Origin of the sequence: Mesorhizobium sp. M1409, assembly GCF_040317535.1 — a bacterium.
Lineage (GTDB): Bacteria > Pseudomonadota > Alphaproteobacteria > Rhizobiales > Rhizobiaceae > Mesorhizobium.
Map to the genome: position 1 here is coordinate 45,983 of NZ_JAMYKV010000029.1, position 20,088 is coordinate 66,070.

Consider the following 20,088-nt stretch of genomic DNA (forward strand, 5'->3'; position numbering starts at 1 on the left):
GGTTTTGGGACAACGACATGCATCTAAGTAGAGACTAGGCGGGAGCTGCTATTCGATGGCAGTGGAAGCACAGCGAACAAGACCGGCGGGCGCCTCCAGGCGGCCGTCGCGGATCATGCCGTCCTTCGTATCGAAGATCATGGTGCCGATGCGCCGCTTCCTCGGCCATCATATCTTTTCCAGCCTGACGCGGCGTATCCTCTTTCTCAACCTCGCCGGCCTGGCCGTCCTGGTAACCGGCATTCTCTATCTCAACACCTTCCGCGACGGGCTGATCGACGCCCGCGTCGAAAGCCTGATGACACAGGGCGAGATCATCGCCGGCGCGATCGCGGCGTCGGCGACGGTCGAGACGGATTCGATCAGCATCGACCCGGAAAAGCTGCTTGAGCTGCAGGCAGGCGAAAGCCTGGGGCCGGGCTCCGACCAGCTCGACAATCTCGACTTCCCGATCAACCCGGAGCGCGTCGCGCCGGTGCTGAGAAGGCTGATCTCGCCGACCCGGACCCGCGCCCGCATCTATGACCGCGACGCCAATCTGCTGCTCGATTCACGCCATCTCTACTCGCGCGGCCAGATCCTGCGCTACGACCTGCCGCCGGTCGAAGAGGAAGAGCCCGATCTGGTCGAGCGCATCCAGAAATTCGTCTTCGACTTCTTCCGCAACACCGAACTGCCGGTCTATCACGAGCAGCCGGGCGGCAATGGCGCCGCCTTCCCGGAAGTGGTCAAGGCGCTCACCGGCAGCCCGTCGACCATCGTGCGCGTCTCGGAGCAGGGCGAGCAGATCGTTTCCGTGGCGGTGCCGATCCAGCGCTTCCGCGCCGTTCTCGGCGTGCTGATGCTGTCGACCGAAGGCGGCGACATCGACAAGATCGTCGCCGCCGAACGCAAGGCAATCCTGCGCGTCTTCGGTATCGCGGCCCTGGTCACCGCCATCCTGTCGATGCTGCTCGCCTCCACCATCGCCAATCCGCTGCGCCGGCTGTCGGCGGCGGCCGTGCGGGTGCGGCGCGGCGTCAAGAGCCGTGAGGAAATCCCCGACTTTTCCGACCGCCAGGACGAGATCGGCAATCTGTCGATCGCCATACGCGACATGACCAACGCGCTCTACGCCCGCATCGAGGCGATCGAAAGCTTCGCGGCCGACGTGTCGCACGAATTGAAGAACCCGCTGACATCGCTGCGCAGCGCGGTGGAAACCTTGCCGCTTGCCAAGAACGACGATTCGCGCGGCCGGTTGATGGACGTCATCCAGCACGATGTCAGGCGGCTGGACCGGCTCATCACCGATATTTCCGACGCCTCACGCCTTGATGCGGAGCTCGCGCGCGAAGATGCCGGGAACGTCGACCTGAAGAAATTCATCACCGATCTCGTCGCCGTTTCGCGTGAAGCCACGCGCAACAAGAAGGCGGTCGAGATCGAGTTCAAGGTCGCCAAACTGCCGCAGGGCGTCAAAGGCTATTTCGTCGTCGGGCATGATCTGCGCATCGGCCAGGTCATCACCAACCTGATCGAGAACGCCCGCTCCTTCGTTCCCGAGGACCATGGCCACATCGGCCTGTCGCTGGCGCGCGCCGGGAAGTTCAACATCGTCACCGTCGACGACAATGGTCCCGGCATCCGCGCCGACAACATCGACCGCATCTTCGAACGCTTCTACACCGACCGGCCGGCCGGCGAGGCGTTCGGCCAGAATTCTGGCCTTGGCCTGTCGATATCCAGGCAGATCGTCGAGGCCCATGGCGGCACGCTGACCGCCGAGAACATCCCGGGCACCAAACCCGGCGAGATCAAGGGTGCGCGCTTTGTCGTGACGCTGCCGGCCGAAGCATGATCCCGAAAAGTGGGAACCGGTTTTCGGACAAGATCATGCTTCATCCAACAGGCATGATCCCGAAAAGTGGGAACCGGTTTTCGGACAAGATCATGCTTCATCCAACAGGCATGATCCAGCAAAGTGGAAACCGGGTTTCGGACAAGATCATCATGCTTCAACCAAAAACATGATCGTGCAAGATCGTGCCTGATCCAGTTGCGCAGCCTGAAAACATTCACGGAACCGCGATCCTGATCGGCGAGCGCGGCGTCCTTATCACCGGGCCGTCCGGCGCCGGCAAGACGACGCTGGCGCTCACACTCCTGGACCATTGCCGCGCGCGCGGGCTGTTCTCGCGGCTGATCGGCGACGACAGGCTGCTTGCCGCGGCCCGCGCCGGGCGGCTGGTCTGTCGCGTGCCGGCGACCATCGCCGGTCTCGCCGAAGTGCCTGGGTTCATGCCGCGCCCGCTGCCATTCGAGCCAGGCGGAGTGATCGACCTGCATGTGAGGCTGGTGCCGAAGGCAGAGATGGCCCGTTTCCAGGAGGAAATCAGCGAGCCGGTCGCAGGCTGCCCAGTGCCGCGTATCGACCTTGCCGAGCGTAACGCCGCCACGGCCTTGCCCGCCGTGATGGCGCGGCTGTCGATCGCGCCTTTTCTATGATCCGCCCCGGGTTTTTTGCTGCAATGCGTCAAAATGGCATGGCCCTGCGCAATTTTGGGCTTGTCAACGGGCCGTGCGTCGACAAGATAGCGCTCCCGCTGCCTGGAATGGCTGGCGAGCATAAAATGCGCCTGTGAAGCGGCGATGACGGGAGCCACCAAAGAATGATCGGACTCGTGCTTGTAACGCACGGTCAACTGGCCGCCGAGTTTCGACATGCCGTGGAACATGTCGTCGGGCCACAAGACAATTTCGAAACCGTGGCGATCGGCGCCGACGACGATATGGAGCAGCGTCGCCGCGACATCATCGACGCCGTTGCCCGTGTCGACACCGGGACGGGGGTCATCGTGCTGACCGACATGTTCGGCGGCACGCCCTCCAACCTCGCCATCTCGGTAATGGAATCCGGCCGCACCGAGGTGATCGCCGGCATGAACCTGCCGATGCTGATCAAGCTCTCTTCGATCCGCAAGGGCGACAATATGGCCGCCGCACTCGACGAGGCTCAGGCGGCCGGCCGCAAATACATCAATGTCGCCAGCCAGCTCTTGAGCAGCAAATGAACGCGCTGTCCCCGGAAAAAGCTCAGATCGCCAAAGATACCATCACCAGGGACTTTCCCATCATCAACCAGCGCGGCCTGCACGCGCGCGCCTCGGCGAAGTTCGTCCAGCTGGCCAGCGGCTTCGACGCCTCGGTGCACGTCGAGAAGGACGGCGTCAAGGTCGGCGGCACCTCGATCATGGGCCTGATGATGCTGGCGGCAAGCCCCGGCTACTCGATCCGCGTCACCGCCAGCGGGCCGGAGGCCCAGGAGGTCATCGACGCTTTGGAGCAGCTGGTGGCATCCCGCTTCGGCGAGGAAAGCTGATCCGCAAAACCGCCAATGCATGTCCGGGAGACATGCAGGGATAAAGATTTCTTTATATCCCATTGTCGTCTTCGCCCTGATCTGCTAGTCAGGCCGGCAATTCGCGCCCTTCGACGCGCCGACCGGCGCGGGCGCATCCGCAACCAATTCGCAGCACAACAATTCGGAGCACTGCCATGACGGGTAGCAAGGACTATGTGGTCGCCGACATCTCGCTGGCCGGCTGGGGCCGCAAGGAAATCGAGATCGCCGAGACCGAAATGCCGGGCCTGATGGCCAGCCGCGAGGAATTCGGCGACAAGCAGCCACTCAAGGGCGCGCGCATCACCGGCTCGCTGCACATGACCATCCAGACGGCGGTGCTGATCGAGACGCTGAAGGCGCTCGGCGCCGATATCCGCTGGGCCTCCTGCAACATCTTCTCGACGCAGGATCACGCGGCCGCGGCCATCGCCGAGGCTGGCATCCCGGTATTCGCCGTCAAGGGCGAGAGCCTCGAGCAGTACTGGGACTACACCGACAAGATTTTCCAGTGGACCGACGGTGGCCTCTCCAACATGATCCTCGATGATGGCGGCGACGCCACCATGTACATCCTTATCGGCGCCCGCGCCGAGGCCGGCGAGGACGTGCTGTCCAACCCGCAGAGCGAGGAGGAAGAGTACTTCTACGCGCAGGTCAAGAAGCGCCTGAAGGCCTCGCCCGGCTTCTTCACCAAGCAGAAGGCTGCGATCCGCGGCGTCACCGAAGAGACCACGACCGGCGTCAACCGGCTTTACCAGCTGCAGAAGAAGGGCCTGCTGCCCTTCCCCGCCATCAACGTCAACGACTCGGTCACCAAGTCGAAGTTCGACAACAAGTACGGCTGCAAGGAATCGCTGGTCGACGGTATCCGTCGCGGCACCGACACGATGATGGCCGGCAAGGTCGCCGTCGTCTGCGGCTATGGCGACGTCGGCAAGGGCTCGTCGGCCTCGCTCAAGGGCGCCGGCGCCCGCGTCAAGGTCACCGAGGTCGATCCGATCTGCGCCCTGCAGGCGGCGATGGATGGTTTTGAAGTCGTCACTCTGGAAGATGCGGCCCCCACCGCCGACATCGTCATCACCACCACCGGCAACAAGGATGTCGTCACCCTCGACCACATGCGCTCGATGAAGGACATGGTGATCGTCGGCAACATCGGTCACTTCGACAACGAGATTCAGGTGGCCGCGCTGCGCAACCTGAAATGGACCAACGTCAAGCCGCAGGTCGACATGATCACCTTCCCGGACGGCAAGCGGATGATCCTTCTGTCGGAGGGCCGGCTGCTCAATCTCGGTAACGCCACAGGCCATCCGAGCTTCGTCATGTCGGCGTCCTTCACCAACCAGGTGCTGGCCCAGATCGAGCTGTACACCAAGCCCGGCCAGTACGAGAACCAGGTCTACGTCCTGCCCAAGCATCTCGACGAAAAGGTCGCGCGCCTGCATCTCGACAAGCTTGGCGCCCGCCTGACCGCATTGTCCGATGAACAGGCCGCCTATATCGGCGTCACGCCTCAGGGTCCGTTCAAGCCGGAACACTACCGCTATTAACCAAACCTAAGATTGCCACCAGATATTGAGGCCGGGCGATTGACTTTTCGCCCGGCTTTATTTTTGCGCGCAATCGCCTTCACGACGATTCGGCGAGGGGTTATTGTCAGGTGATTCGCGACGCTTCCAGCCCGAGAGGGGTTCAAGAGAGGTGTGCATCAGGGCGGTCTTGCATTCAGGCGGCGGAGAGGACCAAGACATGCCGGGGCAACACCCGCACAGAGCGGGACGGGCCGTTTCCGGCGGCCATGACGATTCGAGGATCACTGGCTCCGCCTTGCAAAGCGGAGGCCTGTCCTGGCGCGCCCGTGCGTCAATCTTCCTTGCCACCTCCGCGCTTGCCGGCCCCTTGGCAGGTGCGGTCGCCCATGCCGAGACCGCCGGTTCCGCCGTCGCCGGATTGTCGATGAGCGCCGTCGAGGTGATGCAGCTTGCCGTGTTTGTCGGCGTGACGGGTGCCGCACTTCTGTCGGCCATCGTCCTCATCCGCGAAAGAGCCCGCACCTCGGCGGAGAATGTCGAACTCAGGAGCCGCCTCGCCGACATCAACGCGGCGCTCCGCCGCTCGGAGGCGCTGCTCAATCTGCGCGACCAGCGCGTGGTCGTCTGGGCCGCGGAAAACAAGAAGCCCGAACTCATCGGCACATTGCCCCTCGAAAGCGGCGCTCCGGAGGACCGGGCCGCTTTCCTCGCTTTCGGCCGCTGGCTGATGCCGCGTTCGGCGGCAGCACTTGAACATGCCGTTGCGGGATTGCGCGAAAAAGCGAAGCCCTTCGACCTCGTCATCGAATCGCAGGCCGGCGCGCCGCTCGAAGTGCATGGCCGCAAGAGCGCGGCGCATGTGCTCGTGCGCTTCGTCTCGCTTTCGGAGACGCAGCGCAGCCAGGCCAGGCTGAAGATCGACAACCAGCGGCTGGCCGCCGACCATGACACGATGATCGGCCTGCTCGACGCGCTGAACATGCCGGCATGGCTTCGCAGCGAGGATGGGCGGCTGAAGTGGGTCAACCGGGCCTATGCCGATGCGGTCGAGGCCGAAAATGCCGAGGCCGCGGTTCGGGAGGCCAAAGAGTTCCTCGGCGGCCAGGCACGCGACGCGATTACCGCCCAGCACAAGACGCATCCGGTCTTCGCGCAGTCGCTTTCCACCGTGATCGAAGGTGATCGCCGTGTGTTTGCGGTCACCGATTTCGCCGGCAGCGATGGCTCGGCCGGCCTTGCTTGCGACACCAGCGCCATCGAGACGGTTCGCGGCGAATACGAGCGGACCGTCAGGAGCCACGCCGACACGCTCGACCAGCTCAATACGGCGGTCGCCATTTTCGATACCGACGAGAAGCTGCGGTTCTTCAATCAGGCTTTCCAGAAGTTGTGGGGACTCGACAGCGGCTTCCTGCACAGTGCTCCCGACAATGCGCTGCTGCTGGACCGGCTGCGCAGCGAGGGCAAGATCGCCGAGCAACCTGAATGGCGCCGCTGGAAGGAAGGTCTGCTCGGCGCCTATCGTGCCGTGGAATCGCAAGAGCATTGGTGGCATCTGCCGGACGGCAAGACCATCCGCGTCGTCGCCAATCCGCAGCCCAAGGGTGGCGTGACCTGGGTGTTCGAGAACCTGACCGAGAAGATGGACCTCGAAAGCCGTTACCAGACAGCGGTGCGCGTCCAGGGCGAGACGCTCGACAATCTTGCCGAAGGCGTGGCGGTGTTCGGCCCCGACGGCAGGCTTCGGCTGTCGAATCCCGCCTTTGCCACACTCTGGGGTTTGAGCGGCGAAGCGGCCAAGCCGAATGTGCACGTGTCCACGATCCGCGACCTTTGCGACCGGCAGGCGGCGGACAGCCCCTGGCCTGGCTTCGTAGCCGCCATCACCGGCTTTGACGACGAGCGCCGCGACCGCCACGGTCAGACCGAACTCAACAACGGCAATGTGCTGAGCTACGCCATAATCCCGTTACCCAACGGGCAGGTGATGATGACCTTCGTCGACGTTACCGACAGCGTTCATGTCGAAAGGGCGCTGAAGGACAAGAACGAGGCGCTGCAAAAATCCGACCAGCTCAAGAACGAATTCGTCCAGCACGTCTCCTATGAACTGCGCTCGCCGCTGACCAACATCATCGGCTTCACCGAACTGCTGTCGCTGCCCACGACCGGTCCGCTGACGCAGAAGCAGCGCGAATATGTCGAGCATGTCAGCTCGTCGTCCTCGGTGCTGCTCACCATCGTCAACGACATCCTCGATTTGGCGACGGTGGACGCCGGCATCATGCAGCTCGACATTTCCGAGGTGCACGTCGATCGCACCATTGCGGCCGCCGCCGAACTGGTCGCCGACCGGCTGGAAGAGCATTCGATCAGGCTCGAGGTCGACGCCGCCGCCGCGCCGAAGACGTTCCACGGCGACGAAATCCGCGTCCGCCAGATCCTCTACAATCTGCTCAGCAACGCCGCCAACTACGCGCCGGAAGCCAGCACCATCCGGCTCACTTGCCGCCATCTGGCGGACGGTGTGGAATTCTCGGTTCATGACGACGGCCCCGGCATGCCGCCGGATCTGCTCGATTCGGTGTTCCGCCGTTTCGAGCCGCGCGCCAATGGCGGCCGCCGGCGCGGCGCCGGCCTCGGCCTGTCGATCGTCAAGAGCTTTGTCGAGCTGCATGGCGGCAGCGTTCGTATCGAAACCGGCAGGGACAAGGGCACGACCGTCATCTGCACCTTTCCCGACATGCCGGGCATCCGCGCCGCGGCCGAGTAGCGCGCTCGATGACAGGATTGGTGCTGGAGCGTTTACTCGCCGACGAGACACAGACAGCGCGGCTGGGCGAGGATCTGGCGCTGTCGCTGCGCCCGGGCGATGTGCTTGCCCTCAAGGGCGATCTCGGCGCCGGCAAGTCGACGTTGGCGCGGGCCTTGATCAGGGCCTTGGCCGACGATGCCGGCCTCGATGTGCCGAGCCCGACTTTCACGCTGGTGCAGAGCTACGACACGCGCGTCCCGGTCCATCATTTCGATCTCTACCGCCTGTCCTCGGCCGCCGAGATCGATGAGCTCGGGTTCGACGAGGCCCTGGCCCAAGGCGCCGCGTTGGTCGAATGGCCGGAACGAGCGGAAGATTATCTGCCGAAGACCACGGTCCTGATCGAGCTCGTCCAGCAAGGCGACGGCCGGCTGGCGCGATTGTCGGGGCAGGGCGCTGCCTTCGATCGGGCGGCACGATCGCTGGCCATGCGCGACTTTCTCGAAAATACAGGCTGGGGGCAAGCGCGGCGTCGCCATTTCATCGGCGATGCTTCGGCTCGCTCCTACGAGATCGTTTCGCTGCCGAACCGGAAGCCGCGAGTGCTGATGAACTCGCCCCGGCTGGTGCTCGGCCCGCCGGTGCGCGACGGCAAGCCCTATGCCGAGATCGCTCATACCGCCCAGTCGGTCTCCGCCTTCGTCGCCATCGACCGCGCCTTGAAGGCCGGCGGCGTCAGCGTTCCGGAAATCCATGCCGACGACCAGGAGCAGGGGTTTTTGCTGCTCGAACATCTTGGTTCCGAAGGGTTTCTCGGCGGCGATGGTCAGCCGCTGGCCGATCGCTACGCGGCGGCGGCCGAGCTGCTGGCCATGATGCATGGCAGGACCTGGCCGCAGCACCTGGAAACAGGGCACGGCGGCTTCCATGAAGTGCCGCCCTTCGACCGCGACGCCATGATGATCGAAGCCGATCTGCTGGTCGACTGGTACGTGCCGGCGCTATCGGGCAGCCCGGCAAGCGACAGCTTGCGCGCCGGCTACCACAGGGAGTGGAACGCGCTTCTCGACCGGCTGCACGGCCGCGAAGTCACGCTGATGCTGCGCGACTTCCATTCGCCCAACATCATCTGGCGCGGCGACCGTTCCGGACATGACCGGCTGGGCATCGTCGATTTCCAGGACGCGCTGATCGGCCCGTCCGCCTATGACGTCGCCTCGCTCGCCATGGACGCGCGCGTCACCATGTCACCCGAGATCGAGAAACAGACGCTGAATGCCTATATCGGGGCGCGCCACGCAGCCGGCACTTTCGACGAAGCAAGTTTCCTGGAATCCTACGCAATCATGGCGGCGCAGCGGAACTCCAAGATCCTCGGCATCTTCGTCCGGCTCGAAAAGCGTGACGGCAAGCCCTATTATCTAAAGCACCTGCCGCGCATTCGCGATTATCTGCGCCGGGCCTTGTCTCACCCGGCGCTGGCAAGCCTGCGCGATTTCTACAACGCCAACGGTTTGCTGGAGGAGCGAGCGCTGTGACAGCAAGACCGGATACTGCCATCGTACTCGCCGCCGGGCTCGGCAAACGCATGCGGCCGATCACCGACACCATTCCCAAGCCGCTGGTCAGGGTCGCCGGCAAGCCGTTGCTCGACTGGAGTCTCGACAGCCTGGCCGCCGCCGGTGTCGGCAAGGCCGTGGTCAACGTCCATTATTTTCCCGAACAGATCGTCGCCCATGTCGCCGCGCGCCGCGCACCGCGGATCGTCATTTCCGATGAGAGCGAAAGACTGCTCGATTCCGCCGGCGGCATCGTCAAGGCGTTGCCGGAACTGGGCTCGCAGCCCTTCTATATCCTCAACGCCGACACGTTCTGGATCGACGACGGTCCTCTCAATCTCCAGCGCCTCGCCCTTGCATGGGACGCGGCGAAAATGGATATTCTGCTGATGCTGGCAGATCTCCATCAGGCGACCGGACACTGCGGCAGCACCGATTTCCTGGTGGCGCCGGATGGCCGCTTGCAGCGTTCAAAGGGGGATCCGGCGGGCTTGATCTATGCCGGCGCGGCGATCGTCCATCCGCGTCTGTTCAAGGGCGCACCGGCCGGGCCGCACTCGCTCAATGCCTATTTCGATACGGCCATAGCCGCAGGGCGCCTGTTCGGCATGCCGATGCATGGCCATTGGATCACCGTCGGCACGCCCGATGCCATCGCGCTCGCGGAAACGGCGGTCGCCGGCGCGCTAGCCGAGTTGCAATGAGCGGCTCAAGCCGCGTTTTCTCAATTCCCCCCGGAGCGCCGTTTCTGCCGACGCTTGCCGAGGCGCTGCTTGCCGGCCGCCTCGTTCCAGGGTTTCGGTTTGACGGCGATCCGCTCGCGTTGGCCGATGTCACCATCTATGTGCCGACGCGCCGCGCGGCGCGCGCTCTGCGGGGTGTCTTCGTCGACAGCCTGGCAACTCGCGGCGGCGGCGGTTCGGCGATCCTGCCGGTCATCCGGCCACTCGGCGAGTTCGACGAGGACGAGGCGGCGTTCGAGACCGAGGCAGCGGCGGCCATCGATCTCGCGCCGCCGATCGCCGCTTCTGAGCGCCTGTTGCTGCTGACGCCGCTGGTGCGCGCCTGGAAACGCCGGCTGCCGGCACATGTCGCCGCCCTCTTCGCCGAGGAGATCGTCATCCCGGCCTCCACCGCCGACGCGATCTGGCTGGCGCGCGATCTCGCGGGGCTGATGGACGAGATCGAGACGGAAGGCACGGACTGGGCCAAGCTCACCGATCTGGTGACCGGCAACCTTGCCGGATGGTGGCAGGTGACGCTCGAATTCCTCGGTATCGTCACCGACGCCTGGCCGAAATTCCTTGCAGAAAGCGATCGCTCCAACCCGGCCGCGCATCGCAGCGCGCTCATCCGCGCCGAGGCCGCCCGGCTGCAGCGCAATCCGCCCGCCGGGCCCGTCATCGCGGCGGGGTCCACCGGCTCGATACCAGCCACCGCCGAACTGCTTGCCGCGATCTCGCGCTTGCCCGGCGGCGCCATCGTGCTGCCCGGCCTCGACCGGACGCTGGACGAGGCGTCCTTCCAGGCAATCGCCGCGCCCGGTGCCCGCCCGGCCGTGCTTGGCCACCCGCAATACGGTCTCGCCAGGCTGATCGGCAAGATCGGCGTGTTGCGCGGCGATGTCGAGGAGATCGGCGCGGCCGAGCCACGGCTTGCGCTGCGCGCCGCCCTTGTCGGCGAAGCCCTGCGGCCGGCCGAGACCACCGAATTGTGGGCCGAGACGCGCAATGGCTTTTCGGCGTCCGACATCGCCGGGGCATTCGCCGGCGTGACCTTGCTCGAAGCGGCCAGCGAACGCGATGAAGCCGTGGCCATTGCCGTCGCGCTCAAGCGCGCGGTCGAAGTATCAGGCCAAAGGGCCGCTCTCGTCACCGGCGACCGCGCGCTGGCGCGACGCGTTTCGGTCGAGCTCCAGCGCTTCGGCGTCGTCGCCGACGATTCCGGCGGCACGCCGCTCGCCAACACCCCGGCGGCCAGCCTGCTCAGACTGGCGCTCGAAGCGGTGTTCCGGCCAGGCGATCCGGTTGGCCTGCTGTCGCTGCTCAAGCATCCGTTGCTCGGGCTTGGCCTCGAACGTGCCGATGTGCGCCATGCGGCGGAACTGATCGAACTGGTGGCGCTGCGTGGCGGCACCGGCCGTCCGGACATCGTTTCGCTGCCGGAACTGTTTGATAGCCGCCTCACCGAATTGGGCAGCGGCCGCCGGCCGCCCTTCTGGTTTTCCCGGCTGACCGTGCGCTCCATCGAAGGCGCTCGGAATTTGCTCGACCGTCTCAGACAGGCGCTTGCGCCGCTCGCGGCTTTCCGTGGCCAAGCGGACGCCGACCTTGCCGCGCTGGTCACAGCCAGTGTCGTCGCCCTCGAAAATCTCGGCCGCACCGTCGATGGCGGCCTTGCCGAACTCTATGCCGGTGACGCCGGCGAAAAGCTTGCCGAACTGCTGCGCGGGCTGGTCGCGGCTTCCGCATCGCTGTCCTTCGCGGCGAACGAGTGGCCCGATGTGATGGCGGCGCTGATCGCGCCTGAAACTGTCAAGCCGGCGCAAGGCACCGACAGGAACATCGCGATCTGGGGCGCGCTGGAAGCGCGCTTGCAGACCGTCGAAACGCTGGTCATCGGCGGGCTCAACGAGGGCGTGTGGCCGCGCAAGCCCGAAAGCGACCGCTTCATGTCGCGGCTGATGAAAACCGGCATCGATCTTGAGCCGCCCGAACGGCGCATCGGCCTTGCCGCGCATGATTTCCAGATGGCCATGGGCGCCAGGAAGGTGGTGCTGGCCCGCTCGGCGCGCGCCGGTGACGCACCCGCCGTGCCGTCGCGCTGGCTGCAGCGCCTGCTCACCTTCATCGGCAACGACCAGGCAGCTGAATTGCGCCGGCGTGGCGACGAACTGCTGACCTGGGCGCGCGCGCTCGACAGTGGTCCAAGGCAGGATTTCGCGCCACGGCCGCAGCCGAAGCCGCCACTGTCCGTGCGTCCCGGCCATTTCTCGGTCACCGAGATCGAGACCCTCCGCCGTGACCCCTACGCCGTCTATGCGAGACGCATTCTAGGACTGATGCCGCTCGACCCGGTCATTCGAGACCCAGGTGCGGCCGAGCGCGGCACGCTGTTCCATGCCATCCTGCATCTGTTCTCGGCGCGGGTGGCTGACCCGCGCGCGCCCGATGCGCTCGCCGGCCTCATTGCCGCGGGCCGCGCCTGTTTTGCCGAAGTCGCCCTTCCTGCCGATGTCGAGGCGGTGTGGTGGCCGCGTTTCGAAAAACTCGCCGCCAACATCATCGAATGGGAGCGCACGCGCGCCGACGCGGTGATCCGGCGCTATGCCGAGGAGCGCGCCGGAAAGACCGTCGTCGGCCAGTCCGGCGTGACGCTGTCCGGCTACGCCGACCGTGTCGACCTGCTGGCTGGCGGCATGGCCGACATATTGGACTACAAGACCGGCTCCTCGCCGTCCAAGGCGCAGGCGCACACGCTGCTGGCGCCGCAACTGGCACTGGAGGGCGCGCTGCTCAGGCGCGGCGCCTTCAAGGATTTGGGCGCGCGCGAGCCCTCGCAACTGGCCTTCATCAGGTTGAAGCCGAATGGCGAGGTGTTCGAAGAATCCATCCTCGAACACAACCGCCAGCCGCGAACCGCCACCGATCTGGCCGAAGAGGCCTGGGCGCGGCTGGAAAAGCTCTTGATCCACTACGCAGACCCGGGAACCGGCTATCTGTCGCGCGCACTGCCGTTTCGCGAAGGCGAGACCGATGGCGACTACGACCATCTGGCCCGCGTGCTCGAATGGTCGGCCGGCGGCGACGCCGGTGACGAGGGAGGGGAGGCATGAAGAAGGCCTATCCTATCCCCAGCGACACCGCGACCAGCCAGGCCCGCGCCGCCGACCCTCAGAATTCCGCCTGGGTGTCGGCCAACGCCGGCTCCGGCAAGACCCATGTGCTGGCCCAGCGCGTCATCCGGCTGCTGCTGCGCGGCACCGATCCGTCGAAGATCCTGTGCCTGACCTACACGCGCGCCGCCGCCGCCAACATGTCCAATCGGGTGTTCTCGACACTGTCGGAATGGACGACGCTCGGTGACGCGGATCTGGCGTCGAAGGTCGAGGCGCTGGAAGAGCGTCGGCCCGATATCGAGACCATGCGCCGGGCGCGGCGCCTGTTCGCCGAGGCGCTGGAAACACCCGGCGGGCTGAAGATCCAGACCATTCACGCCTTCTGCGAATCGGTGCTGCACCAGTTCCCGCTGGAAGCCAACATCCCGGCCCATTTCGAGATGCTCGACGGCCAGATGGAGGCATCGCTGTTTGCCGCCGCGCGCCGCGACATGATCTCCGGAACCGCCGCCGGCGACAGGGATCTGGCCGAGGCCTTTGCCACCATCCTCGACCGTGGCGGCGAAGCCGGGCTCGACGCCTTGCTGGGCGAGATCGTGCGCAAGCGCGACGGCTTGCGCAATTTCATCGACGCGGTCGGGCGCGACGGCACGCGCTTCCAGGCGCTGTTCGACGAATTCCATTTCCGCCCCGGCCAGACCGCCGAAGGCATAGCGGCATCGGCCTGGCCGCTGCCGGGTTTCTTGCCGGACTATTTTGCCGGCTTCGCCCAGGCCGCCGACGCCACCGATGCGAGAGCGGTGCTGAACAACATCCTACCCTATGCGCGCCAGGCTTTCGTCGAAAGCGATCCCATTCGTCGCCTGCAATTGCTCGCAAGAGCCTTCCTCAAGACCGATGGCGACGCCTACGACCCGCCAAAAGCCTTCAAGAAGGCGCTGGTCGACCGACTGCCGGATCTGGCGGAGCGCTATCTCTCAGCGGCCAGCACGATCGTTGAAACAGTCGATCGGCTGGCCCTGTTCCGGATGCTGGAAGGCACGGTTGCCGCATTGACCATCGCCGACTGGCTGATCGCCCGCTACGAAGTGCTGAAGCGCAGCCGCGGCTTTCTCGACTTCAACGACCTGATCATCCGCACCGTCAACCTTCTGGCGCGGCCCGATGCCGGTCCCTGGGTGCAATACAAGCTCGACCAGGGCATCGACCACATCCTGCTCGACGAGGCGCAGGACACCAGCCCGGATCAATGGGAGGTTGTGAAGCGGCTGGCGGAAGAGTTCTTCGCCGGCATCGGCGCCCGCGACAGGGTCCATCGCACGGTCTTCGCCGTCGGTGACGAGAAGCAGTCCATCTATTCGTTCCAGGGTGCGGCGCCGGATTCCTTCGCCGACAGCCGGCTGTTGTTTGCCGGCAGGGTGCGCGACGCCGAGGCGTCCTTCGCCGATTTGAAGCTGACCTGGTCGTTCCGCTCGACCGACGACGTTCTTGCCGCCGTTGACCGCGTCTTCGCCGATCCCGTCGTGCGGCGCGGCATCAGCCACGATCCCGATCCGCTGAGCCACAAGGCGATCCGCACCGATGCGCCGGGCTATGTCGAGGTGTGGCCGTCGGTCGGCGCCGATGTCGTCGACGAGCCGGACGACTGGACGCAAGCCATCGACCATGCGCATGCGCCGGCGGTGCGCGTCGCCGAGAACGTCGCGGCCACCATTGCCGGCTGGATCGGCACCACGGAGATCATCGAAGGCCGTGGCAAGCGGCTGCGGCCTGGCGACGTGCTGGTGCTGGTGCGCAAGCGCGACCGCTTCGTCCATGCGTTGACTCGCGCCTTGAAACGCCGAGACATCCCGGTCGCCGGCGCCGACCGGCTGAGCCTGCCCGGCCATATCGCGGTCAAGGACCTGATCGCGCTCGGCCATTTCCTCATCCAGCCCCAGGACGATCTGTCGCTCGCCGCCGTGCTGCGCAGCCCGGTCTTCGATTTGCCCGAGCAGACGCTGTTCGCGCTCGCCTCGCAGAGGCCGCACGGCCTGTCGCTGATCGCATCGCTGCGACAGCATGCAGGCGAAAGCGAGCGACTTGCAGCTGTCGTCACCCAGCTCGACACCTGGACGAATGAGGCCGCCTTCAAGCCGGTGTTCGAATTCTACGCCGGGCTGCTGGCGCGCGATGGCGTGCGCCGCAGGATGATCGCCCGGCTCGGGCCTGAAGCCGGCGACATTCTCGACGAGTTCCTGAGTTTCTGCCTTGCCGAGGAGCGAACCGGCCTGCCGGGGCTGGAAGCCTTCCTGTCGACGCTGGAAAACGCCGGTCCCGAGATCAAGCGTGAGATGGATCAGACCCGCGACGAGGTCCGGGTCATGACCGTGCACGCCGCCAAGGGCCTGGAAGCGCCGGTCGTGTTCCTGGTCGATGGCGGTTCCGCCCCGTTCAGCGACCAACATCTGCCGCGCTTGATGCCCTTCGATGGTTCCGGCGCAAACTGGGACGGCAAGGGCTATCTCTGGCGCTCGGCCAGCGATGTTGCCAACGGCTTTTCCAAAGCAGCGGCAGCGCGGGCACGAGAACTCGCCGACGACGAATACCGCCGGCTGCTCTATGTCGGCATGACCCGTGCCGAGGATAGGCTGATCGTCTGCGGCTATCACGGCAAGCGGGCGCCGAACGCCGGCACCTGGCACTCGATCGTCAGCCGCGCGCTGCTCGGCGCTCCGGAAAGCGAGCAGCGTCCGCATCCCGCCGGTGGTGAGCCGGTGCATCGATTCCATGTCACCAGACTGCCGCCTGTTGCGCTGGCTTCCAGCGAGCCGGCACGGCAGGCCGACGCTTTCGAGCCTTTGCCGACGGGCCTGTTCCGGCCCTTGCCGCCGTTCGAGGACCTGCCGCGTCCGCTGTCGCCATCCGGCGCCTCGGCACTGATCGACGAAGGCAAGGAAGCCGTGGTCGACAAGGCCTCGCCGGTGCTGGATGCCGAAACCGAGCCGGGCTTTGCCGTGCTGCGCGGGCTTGCCCTGCACAAACTGCTGCAGATGCTGCCCGGCATCGCCGAGCCCGAGCGCCTGGGCGCGGCGGAACGTTATCTCGCACGAACGGGCGCACAGTGGTCCCCGTCGGAGCGGGAGAAAGCCCTGGCTTCGGTCACATCAATCCTTGCCGACGCCAGCTTCGGTCCGCTGTTTGCGCCGTCGTCGCGTGCCGAGGTCGCGATCATGGGCAGCCTGGAGGTCAAGGGCAAAAAACGCTCGATTTCCGGCAAGATCGACCGGCTGGCGGTGACGCCGGACGCGATTTCGATCGTCGACTACAAGACCAATCGGCCTGCGCCCGCCTCTCTGGCCGAGGTCCCGCCGGCCTATGTCCTGCAGCTCGCTCTCTATCGCGCCCTGCTGCAGCCGCTTTATCCCGGACGCGCGGTCAAGGCGGCCCTGCTGTTCACCGAAGCGCCGCGGCTGATCGAACTGCCGGCCAGCGCCATGGATGATGCCCTTGCTCGACTCACGGGAGCGTGACACAACACCTGCTTGAAGAAGGGCGTGATCACCACCACATTTGGTGGGACAAAAATTTTCGAAAGGATTTCCGCATGGGTGCCACCGTCAAGGTCGACAAGAGCAATTTTCAGGCCGATGTGCTTGATGCCAACGTACCGGTCGTCGTCGATTTCTGGGCGGAATGGTGCGGTCCCTGCAAGATGATCGCGCCGGCGCTCGAAGACATAGCCACCGAACTCGGCGCAAGGGTGAAGATCGCCAAGCTGAACATCGACGAGAATCCCGAACTCGCCGCCCAGTTCGGCGTGCGCTCGATCCCGACACTGATGATCTTCAAGGGCGGCGAAATGGCCGACATGAAGGTGGGTGCCGCGCCGAAGACAGCGCTGTCGCACTGGATCAATGGCAACCTCGCCTGATCCGTCTGAAATTCCTGATATATCAAGCCCGGCCTTCGCGCCGGGCTTTTTGTTGGCGTCACCTACAGCGCCGCGCGTCCTTGGGTCATGCGCTGGGCCGCTCTGGCCCTGACGTCCGCGCACTCCATGTCTTCTGTTGGCAGCGCCAGCAGGGAGAAACGACATGACCGGATCCGCCAAGGCCACCGTCTTCATCGACAATGAGCGTGTCATCGTCACCGAGTACCGCTTCGCGCCGGGCGACAACACCGGCTGGCATCGCCATGGCCATGACTATGTCGTGGTGCCGCTGATGGACGGCAAGGTGAAGCTGTTGACCAAGGACGGCGAGAGCTTCGCCGAGATGAAGAAGGGCGCGCCCTATTTCCGCAAGGAAGGCGTCGAACACGACGTCATCAACGCCAACGAAGGCGAATATGCCTTCATCGAGATCGAACTGAAGTGATGGCATGCCATCACTTGCCATCTTGATGGCAGCCGCAGGAAAGGCTATATCTTTCTCAAAAGGGAGTTTGAAATGGCCGAACCCCAGCTTTCCGTCCGCAGCGCAAAAGCACGTGATCTTGCGCATCGACTCGCTCGTCGCGAAAACCGCTCAATAGCTGATATCGTCGAGCGCGCGCTTGAATCCTATGAGATTCGGGAGGCCGGGCGAGAACCGGCATCCGCCTTCTACTCTCGCCTGACGGCAAGCGTTGGCGTCGACATCGATCTGGAAGAAATCATCCGGGAAAGCCGCAAGGTCCATACAGGGCCGGAGCTTTGATTTTCGTCGACACCAATGTGATTTCGGAGAGCCTTAGAAAGGCGCCTGACGCTGCTGTCATGGCTTGGCTGGTCCGCAACGATGCCGAGCTGGCGCTTCCCACGGTGGCGATTGCCGAAATCGCTTTCGGCATCCAGAAGATACGACCTGATGAACGTGCCGATCGCCTGGAGCAAGGACTCTCCCAATGGCGCCATCGCTTTGCCGACCGTATTTTTGGGCTGACGGAGGAGGCGGCTCTGGCTTATGGCGAGATTATGGGAACCGCGACGCGTCAGGGCCGGGGCATGTCGGCACCCGATGGCATGATTGCAGCGATAGTGCGCGTGAACGGCGGTCGGCTGGCAACACGTAATCTCAACGACTTCGGCCCGGCCAACCTTGAGCTGATCTCGCCTTGGGATTTCTAGAGCATTTCACCGTTTCACGGAAACGGCGAACTGCTCCCTCTCTTTTTCTGACGCAATTCCCAAGGACCGCTCACACTTTTCCTGCAATTGCTCCGGTCACCAGTCGGCGATACGATCGCCGCCGACGAATTGCGCACTTTTTTCGGTATATTCGAACAACTCGATCTTCACGTCGTTGGGGTCGCGGATCCAGGCCTGGAAGGTGTCGTCGCAGGCGCGTTTCTTTGACGTGACATCGACGCCCTTCGACCTGATGTGGGCGATAGCGGCGTCTATGTTCTCCACTTCGAGGCAGAGATGGTTGATCTGGTTCAGGTCGCTGTAGTGAGCTCCGTCCTTCTGGAACACCTCGACATGGCTGCGCCCGCCGCAATTGAGGTAGAACCCGAAAATCTTGCCGTCGCGCAGGAAATTGAATTGGGTGTCCAGGCCGAGGACGTCGCGATAGAAGCTTCGCGTCACCTCCAGGTCGTGCGCGAAGATGCAGACGTGAGCGAGCTGCTTGACCTTGATCATGACGGATTCCTCGCGCGTGATCGCCAAATCCGACCTCAGGTAGGCGGCGTGCCGTTCTCGGCCAGCACCGCGCCGGCTAGGTACAATGAACCGCCGATCAGGATGCGCGGCGGCGGGCCGTCCCAGGTGTCGCGCAGCAGCATCAGCGCGTTGGCAACGGAACTCACCGGCTCGGCCGTCAGTCCCGCTTCCGTCGCGCGGATCGCCAGTTCGTCGTTCGGCACGCCGGCCTCGCTGAGGCTCACCGGCACTGTGTAGACATGCCGGGCCAAGCCTTTGAAGGCGCGGAAATAACCGCTCTGGTCCTTGGTGTTGATCATGCCGGAGATGAGCAAGAGCGGACGCGGGTTCTTTTCTTCCTGCTCCGCCAGCGCTTCGGCAATAACCACGCCGGCGCCCGGGTTGTGGCCGCCGTCGAGCCAGATGTCGGCACCCTTCGGCGCCAGTTCGGCCAGCCGGCCCTGCGCCAGCTTCTGCATGCGGCCGGGCCAGGCGACATTGATCATCGCCTTTTCGGCGGCGCGATGGCTGATCTCGAAACCGGCCGCCTTGACCGCGGCGATCGCCGCCGCCGCATTGGCGAACTGGTGGCGCCCGGGCAGCCTGGGCGGCGGCAGGTCCATCAGCCCGTCTTCGTCCTGGTAGACCATACGGCCGTTTTCCTCATAGGCGAGGAAGTCCTGGCCGTAGACGAAGGTCGGGCACTCGAGTCGCTCGGCGGTTTCGATCAGCACCTGCAGCGCCGTCTCGCTTTCCTGTGCGCCGATGACCACCGGGCAGCCAGGCTTGATGATGCCGGCCTTTTCAGCGGCGATCAGTTCGACACGGTCGCCAAGATAGGCCTCATGGTCGAGCGACACCGGCATGATCACCGATACGGCCGGCTCCTTGACGACATTGGTGGCGTCGAAACGGCCGCCGAGCCCGACCTCGATGATGGCGGCATCGGCCTGGTGTTCGGAAAACAAGAGGAAGGTGACAGCGGTGAGGATCTCGAAGACGGTGATCGTCTCGCCTTCGTTGGCCCTGGCGACGCGGGCGATGGCATCGGCGAACACCCTGTCCTCGACCAGCCTGCCGCCGCCATCGGCGGCCAGCCGGTAGCGCTCGTGCCAGTTGACCAGATGCGGCGAGGTGTGGACATGGACGCGGTAGTCCGCCGCCTCGAGCAGGGCGCGCGAAAAGGCGGCGCACGAACCCTTGCCATTGGTGCCGGCGATGTGGATGACCGGCGGCAGCCGGTCCTGCGGATTATCAAGCCGCTCCAGCAGCCGCGAAATGCGGTCGAGCGAAAGGTCGAAGCCTTTCGGGTGAAGCGCCATCAGGGCATCGATTTCGCGGTCGGCGGCAAGCGTCATCATGGGAGAATCCTATGCGGGTCGCGAGGCGCGCGCAATCGCGGTCGCGGCGC

16 protein-coding genes are annotated in these 20,088 nt (G+C 64.8%); 14 read left to right on the plus strand and 2 right to left on the minus strand.

All coding sequences use genetic code 11. The annotated features are described in order from the left end of the window. Positions 1-55: 55 nt before the first annotated feature. The 14 genes from NKG99_RS21610 (at position 56) to NKG99_RS21675 (ending at position 18,161) form a co-directional block, all read left to right on the plus strand. Complete coding sequence (locus NKG99_RS21610) at positions 56-1,840, plus strand: sensor histidine kinase (protein ID WP_352870648.1); 1,785 nt, start codon at positions 56-58, stop codon at positions 1,838-1,840. Positions 1,841-2,025: 185 nt separating this feature from the next. Beyond that, entirely contained in the window at positions 2,026-2,487 is a 462-nt protein-coding gene (locus tag NKG99_RS21615; protein WP_111545059.1) for an HPr kinase/phosphorylase, read from the plus strand. A gap of 164 nt (positions 2,488-2,651) precedes the next feature. Then, on the plus strand, positions 2,652-3,053 hold the full coding sequence (locus NKG99_RS21620) for a PTS sugar transporter subunit IIA (RefSeq protein WP_352870649.1): 402 nt from the start codon (positions 2,652-2,654) through the stop codon (positions 3,051-3,053). Continuing rightward, positions 3,050-3,361, plus strand: coding sequence for an HPr family phosphocarrier protein (locus NKG99_RS21625; protein ID WP_352870650.1), 312 nt, complete (start codon positions 3,050-3,052; stop codon positions 3,359-3,361). The genes NKG99_RS21620 and NKG99_RS21625 overlap by 4 nt, the downstream gene beginning before the upstream one ends. Positions 3,362-3,537: 176 nt before the next feature. Continuing rightward, on the plus strand, positions 3,538-4,938 hold the full coding sequence (gene ahcY / locus NKG99_RS21630) for an adenosylhomocysteinase (RefSeq protein ID WP_352870651.1): 1,401 nt from the start codon (positions 3,538-3,540) through the stop codon (positions 4,936-4,938). Between the two features lie 199 nt (positions 4,939-5,137). Further along, a complete protein-coding gene (locus tag NKG99_RS21635) occupies positions 5,138-7,693 on the plus strand; it encodes an ATP-binding protein (protein ID WP_352870652.1) in 2,556 nt (851 codons plus the stop codon). Between the two features lie 8 nt (positions 7,694-7,701). Next, positions 7,702-9,213, plus strand: coding sequence for a tRNA (adenosine(37)-N6)-threonylcarbamoyltransferase complex ATPase subunit type 1 TsaE (gene tsaE, locus NKG99_RS21640; protein WP_352870653.1), 1,512 nt, complete (start codon positions 7,702-7,704; stop codon positions 9,211-9,213). Further along, entirely contained in the window at positions 9,210-9,938 is a 729-nt protein-coding gene (locus tag NKG99_RS21645) for a nucleotidyltransferase family protein (protein WP_352870654.1), read from the plus strand. Before tsaE ends, NKG99_RS21645 begins: the two co-directional genes overlap by 4 nt. Further along, positions 9,935-13,069, plus strand: a complete 3,135-nt coding sequence (addB, locus tag NKG99_RS21650) for a double-strand break repair protein AddB (protein ID WP_352870655.1) — start codon at positions 9,935-9,937, stop codon at positions 13,067-13,069. Before NKG99_RS21645 ends, addB begins: the two co-directional genes overlap by 4 nt. Beyond that, a complete protein-coding gene (gene addA / locus NKG99_RS21655) occupies positions 13,066-16,584 on the plus strand; it encodes a double-strand break repair helicase AddA (protein ID WP_352870656.1) in 3,519 nt (1,172 codons plus the stop codon). Before addB ends, addA begins: the two co-directional genes overlap by 4 nt. Before the next feature lie 74 nt (positions 16,585-16,658). Continuing rightward, positions 16,659-16,985 (plus strand): thioredoxin, encoded by a 327-nt coding sequence (trxA, locus tag NKG99_RS21660; RefSeq protein ID WP_352870657.1) that lies wholly within the window; start codon positions 16,659-16,661, stop codon positions 16,983-16,985. Positions 16,986-17,148: 163 nt separating this feature from the next. Beyond that, positions 17,149-17,430 (plus strand): cupin domain-containing protein, encoded by a 282-nt coding sequence (locus tag NKG99_RS21665; protein ID WP_095083181.1) that lies wholly within the window; start codon positions 17,149-17,151, stop codon positions 17,428-17,430. Between the two features lie 72 nt (positions 17,431-17,502). Further along, on the plus strand, positions 17,503-17,751 hold the full coding sequence (locus tag NKG99_RS21670; RefSeq protein WP_023761145.1) for a hypothetical protein: 249 nt from the start codon (positions 17,503-17,505) through the stop codon (positions 17,749-17,751). Further along, positions 17,748-18,161 (plus strand): type II toxin-antitoxin system VapC family toxin, encoded by a 414-nt coding sequence (locus NKG99_RS21675; protein WP_352870658.1) that lies wholly within the window; start codon positions 17,748-17,750, stop codon positions 18,159-18,161. The genes NKG99_RS21670 and NKG99_RS21675 overlap by 4 nt, the downstream gene beginning before the upstream one ends. A 96-nt stretch (positions 18,162-18,257) precedes the next feature. Here NKG99_RS21675 and NKG99_RS21680 read toward each other — a convergent pair whose 3' ends face one another. Then, the gene (locus NKG99_RS21680; RefSeq protein ID WP_352870659.1) at positions 18,258-18,677 is read right to left on the minus strand and encodes a VOC family protein; all 420 of its coding nucleotides are present in this window, start codon (positions 18,675-18,677) and stop codon (positions 18,258-18,260) included. Between the two features lie 35 nt (positions 18,678-18,712). Next, positions 18,713-20,038 (minus strand): bifunctional folylpolyglutamate synthase/dihydrofolate synthase, encoded by a 1,326-nt coding sequence (locus NKG99_RS21685; protein WP_352870660.1) that lies wholly within the window; start codon positions 20,036-20,038, stop codon positions 18,713-18,715. Between the last annotated feature and the right edge of the window lie 50 nt (positions 20,039-20,088).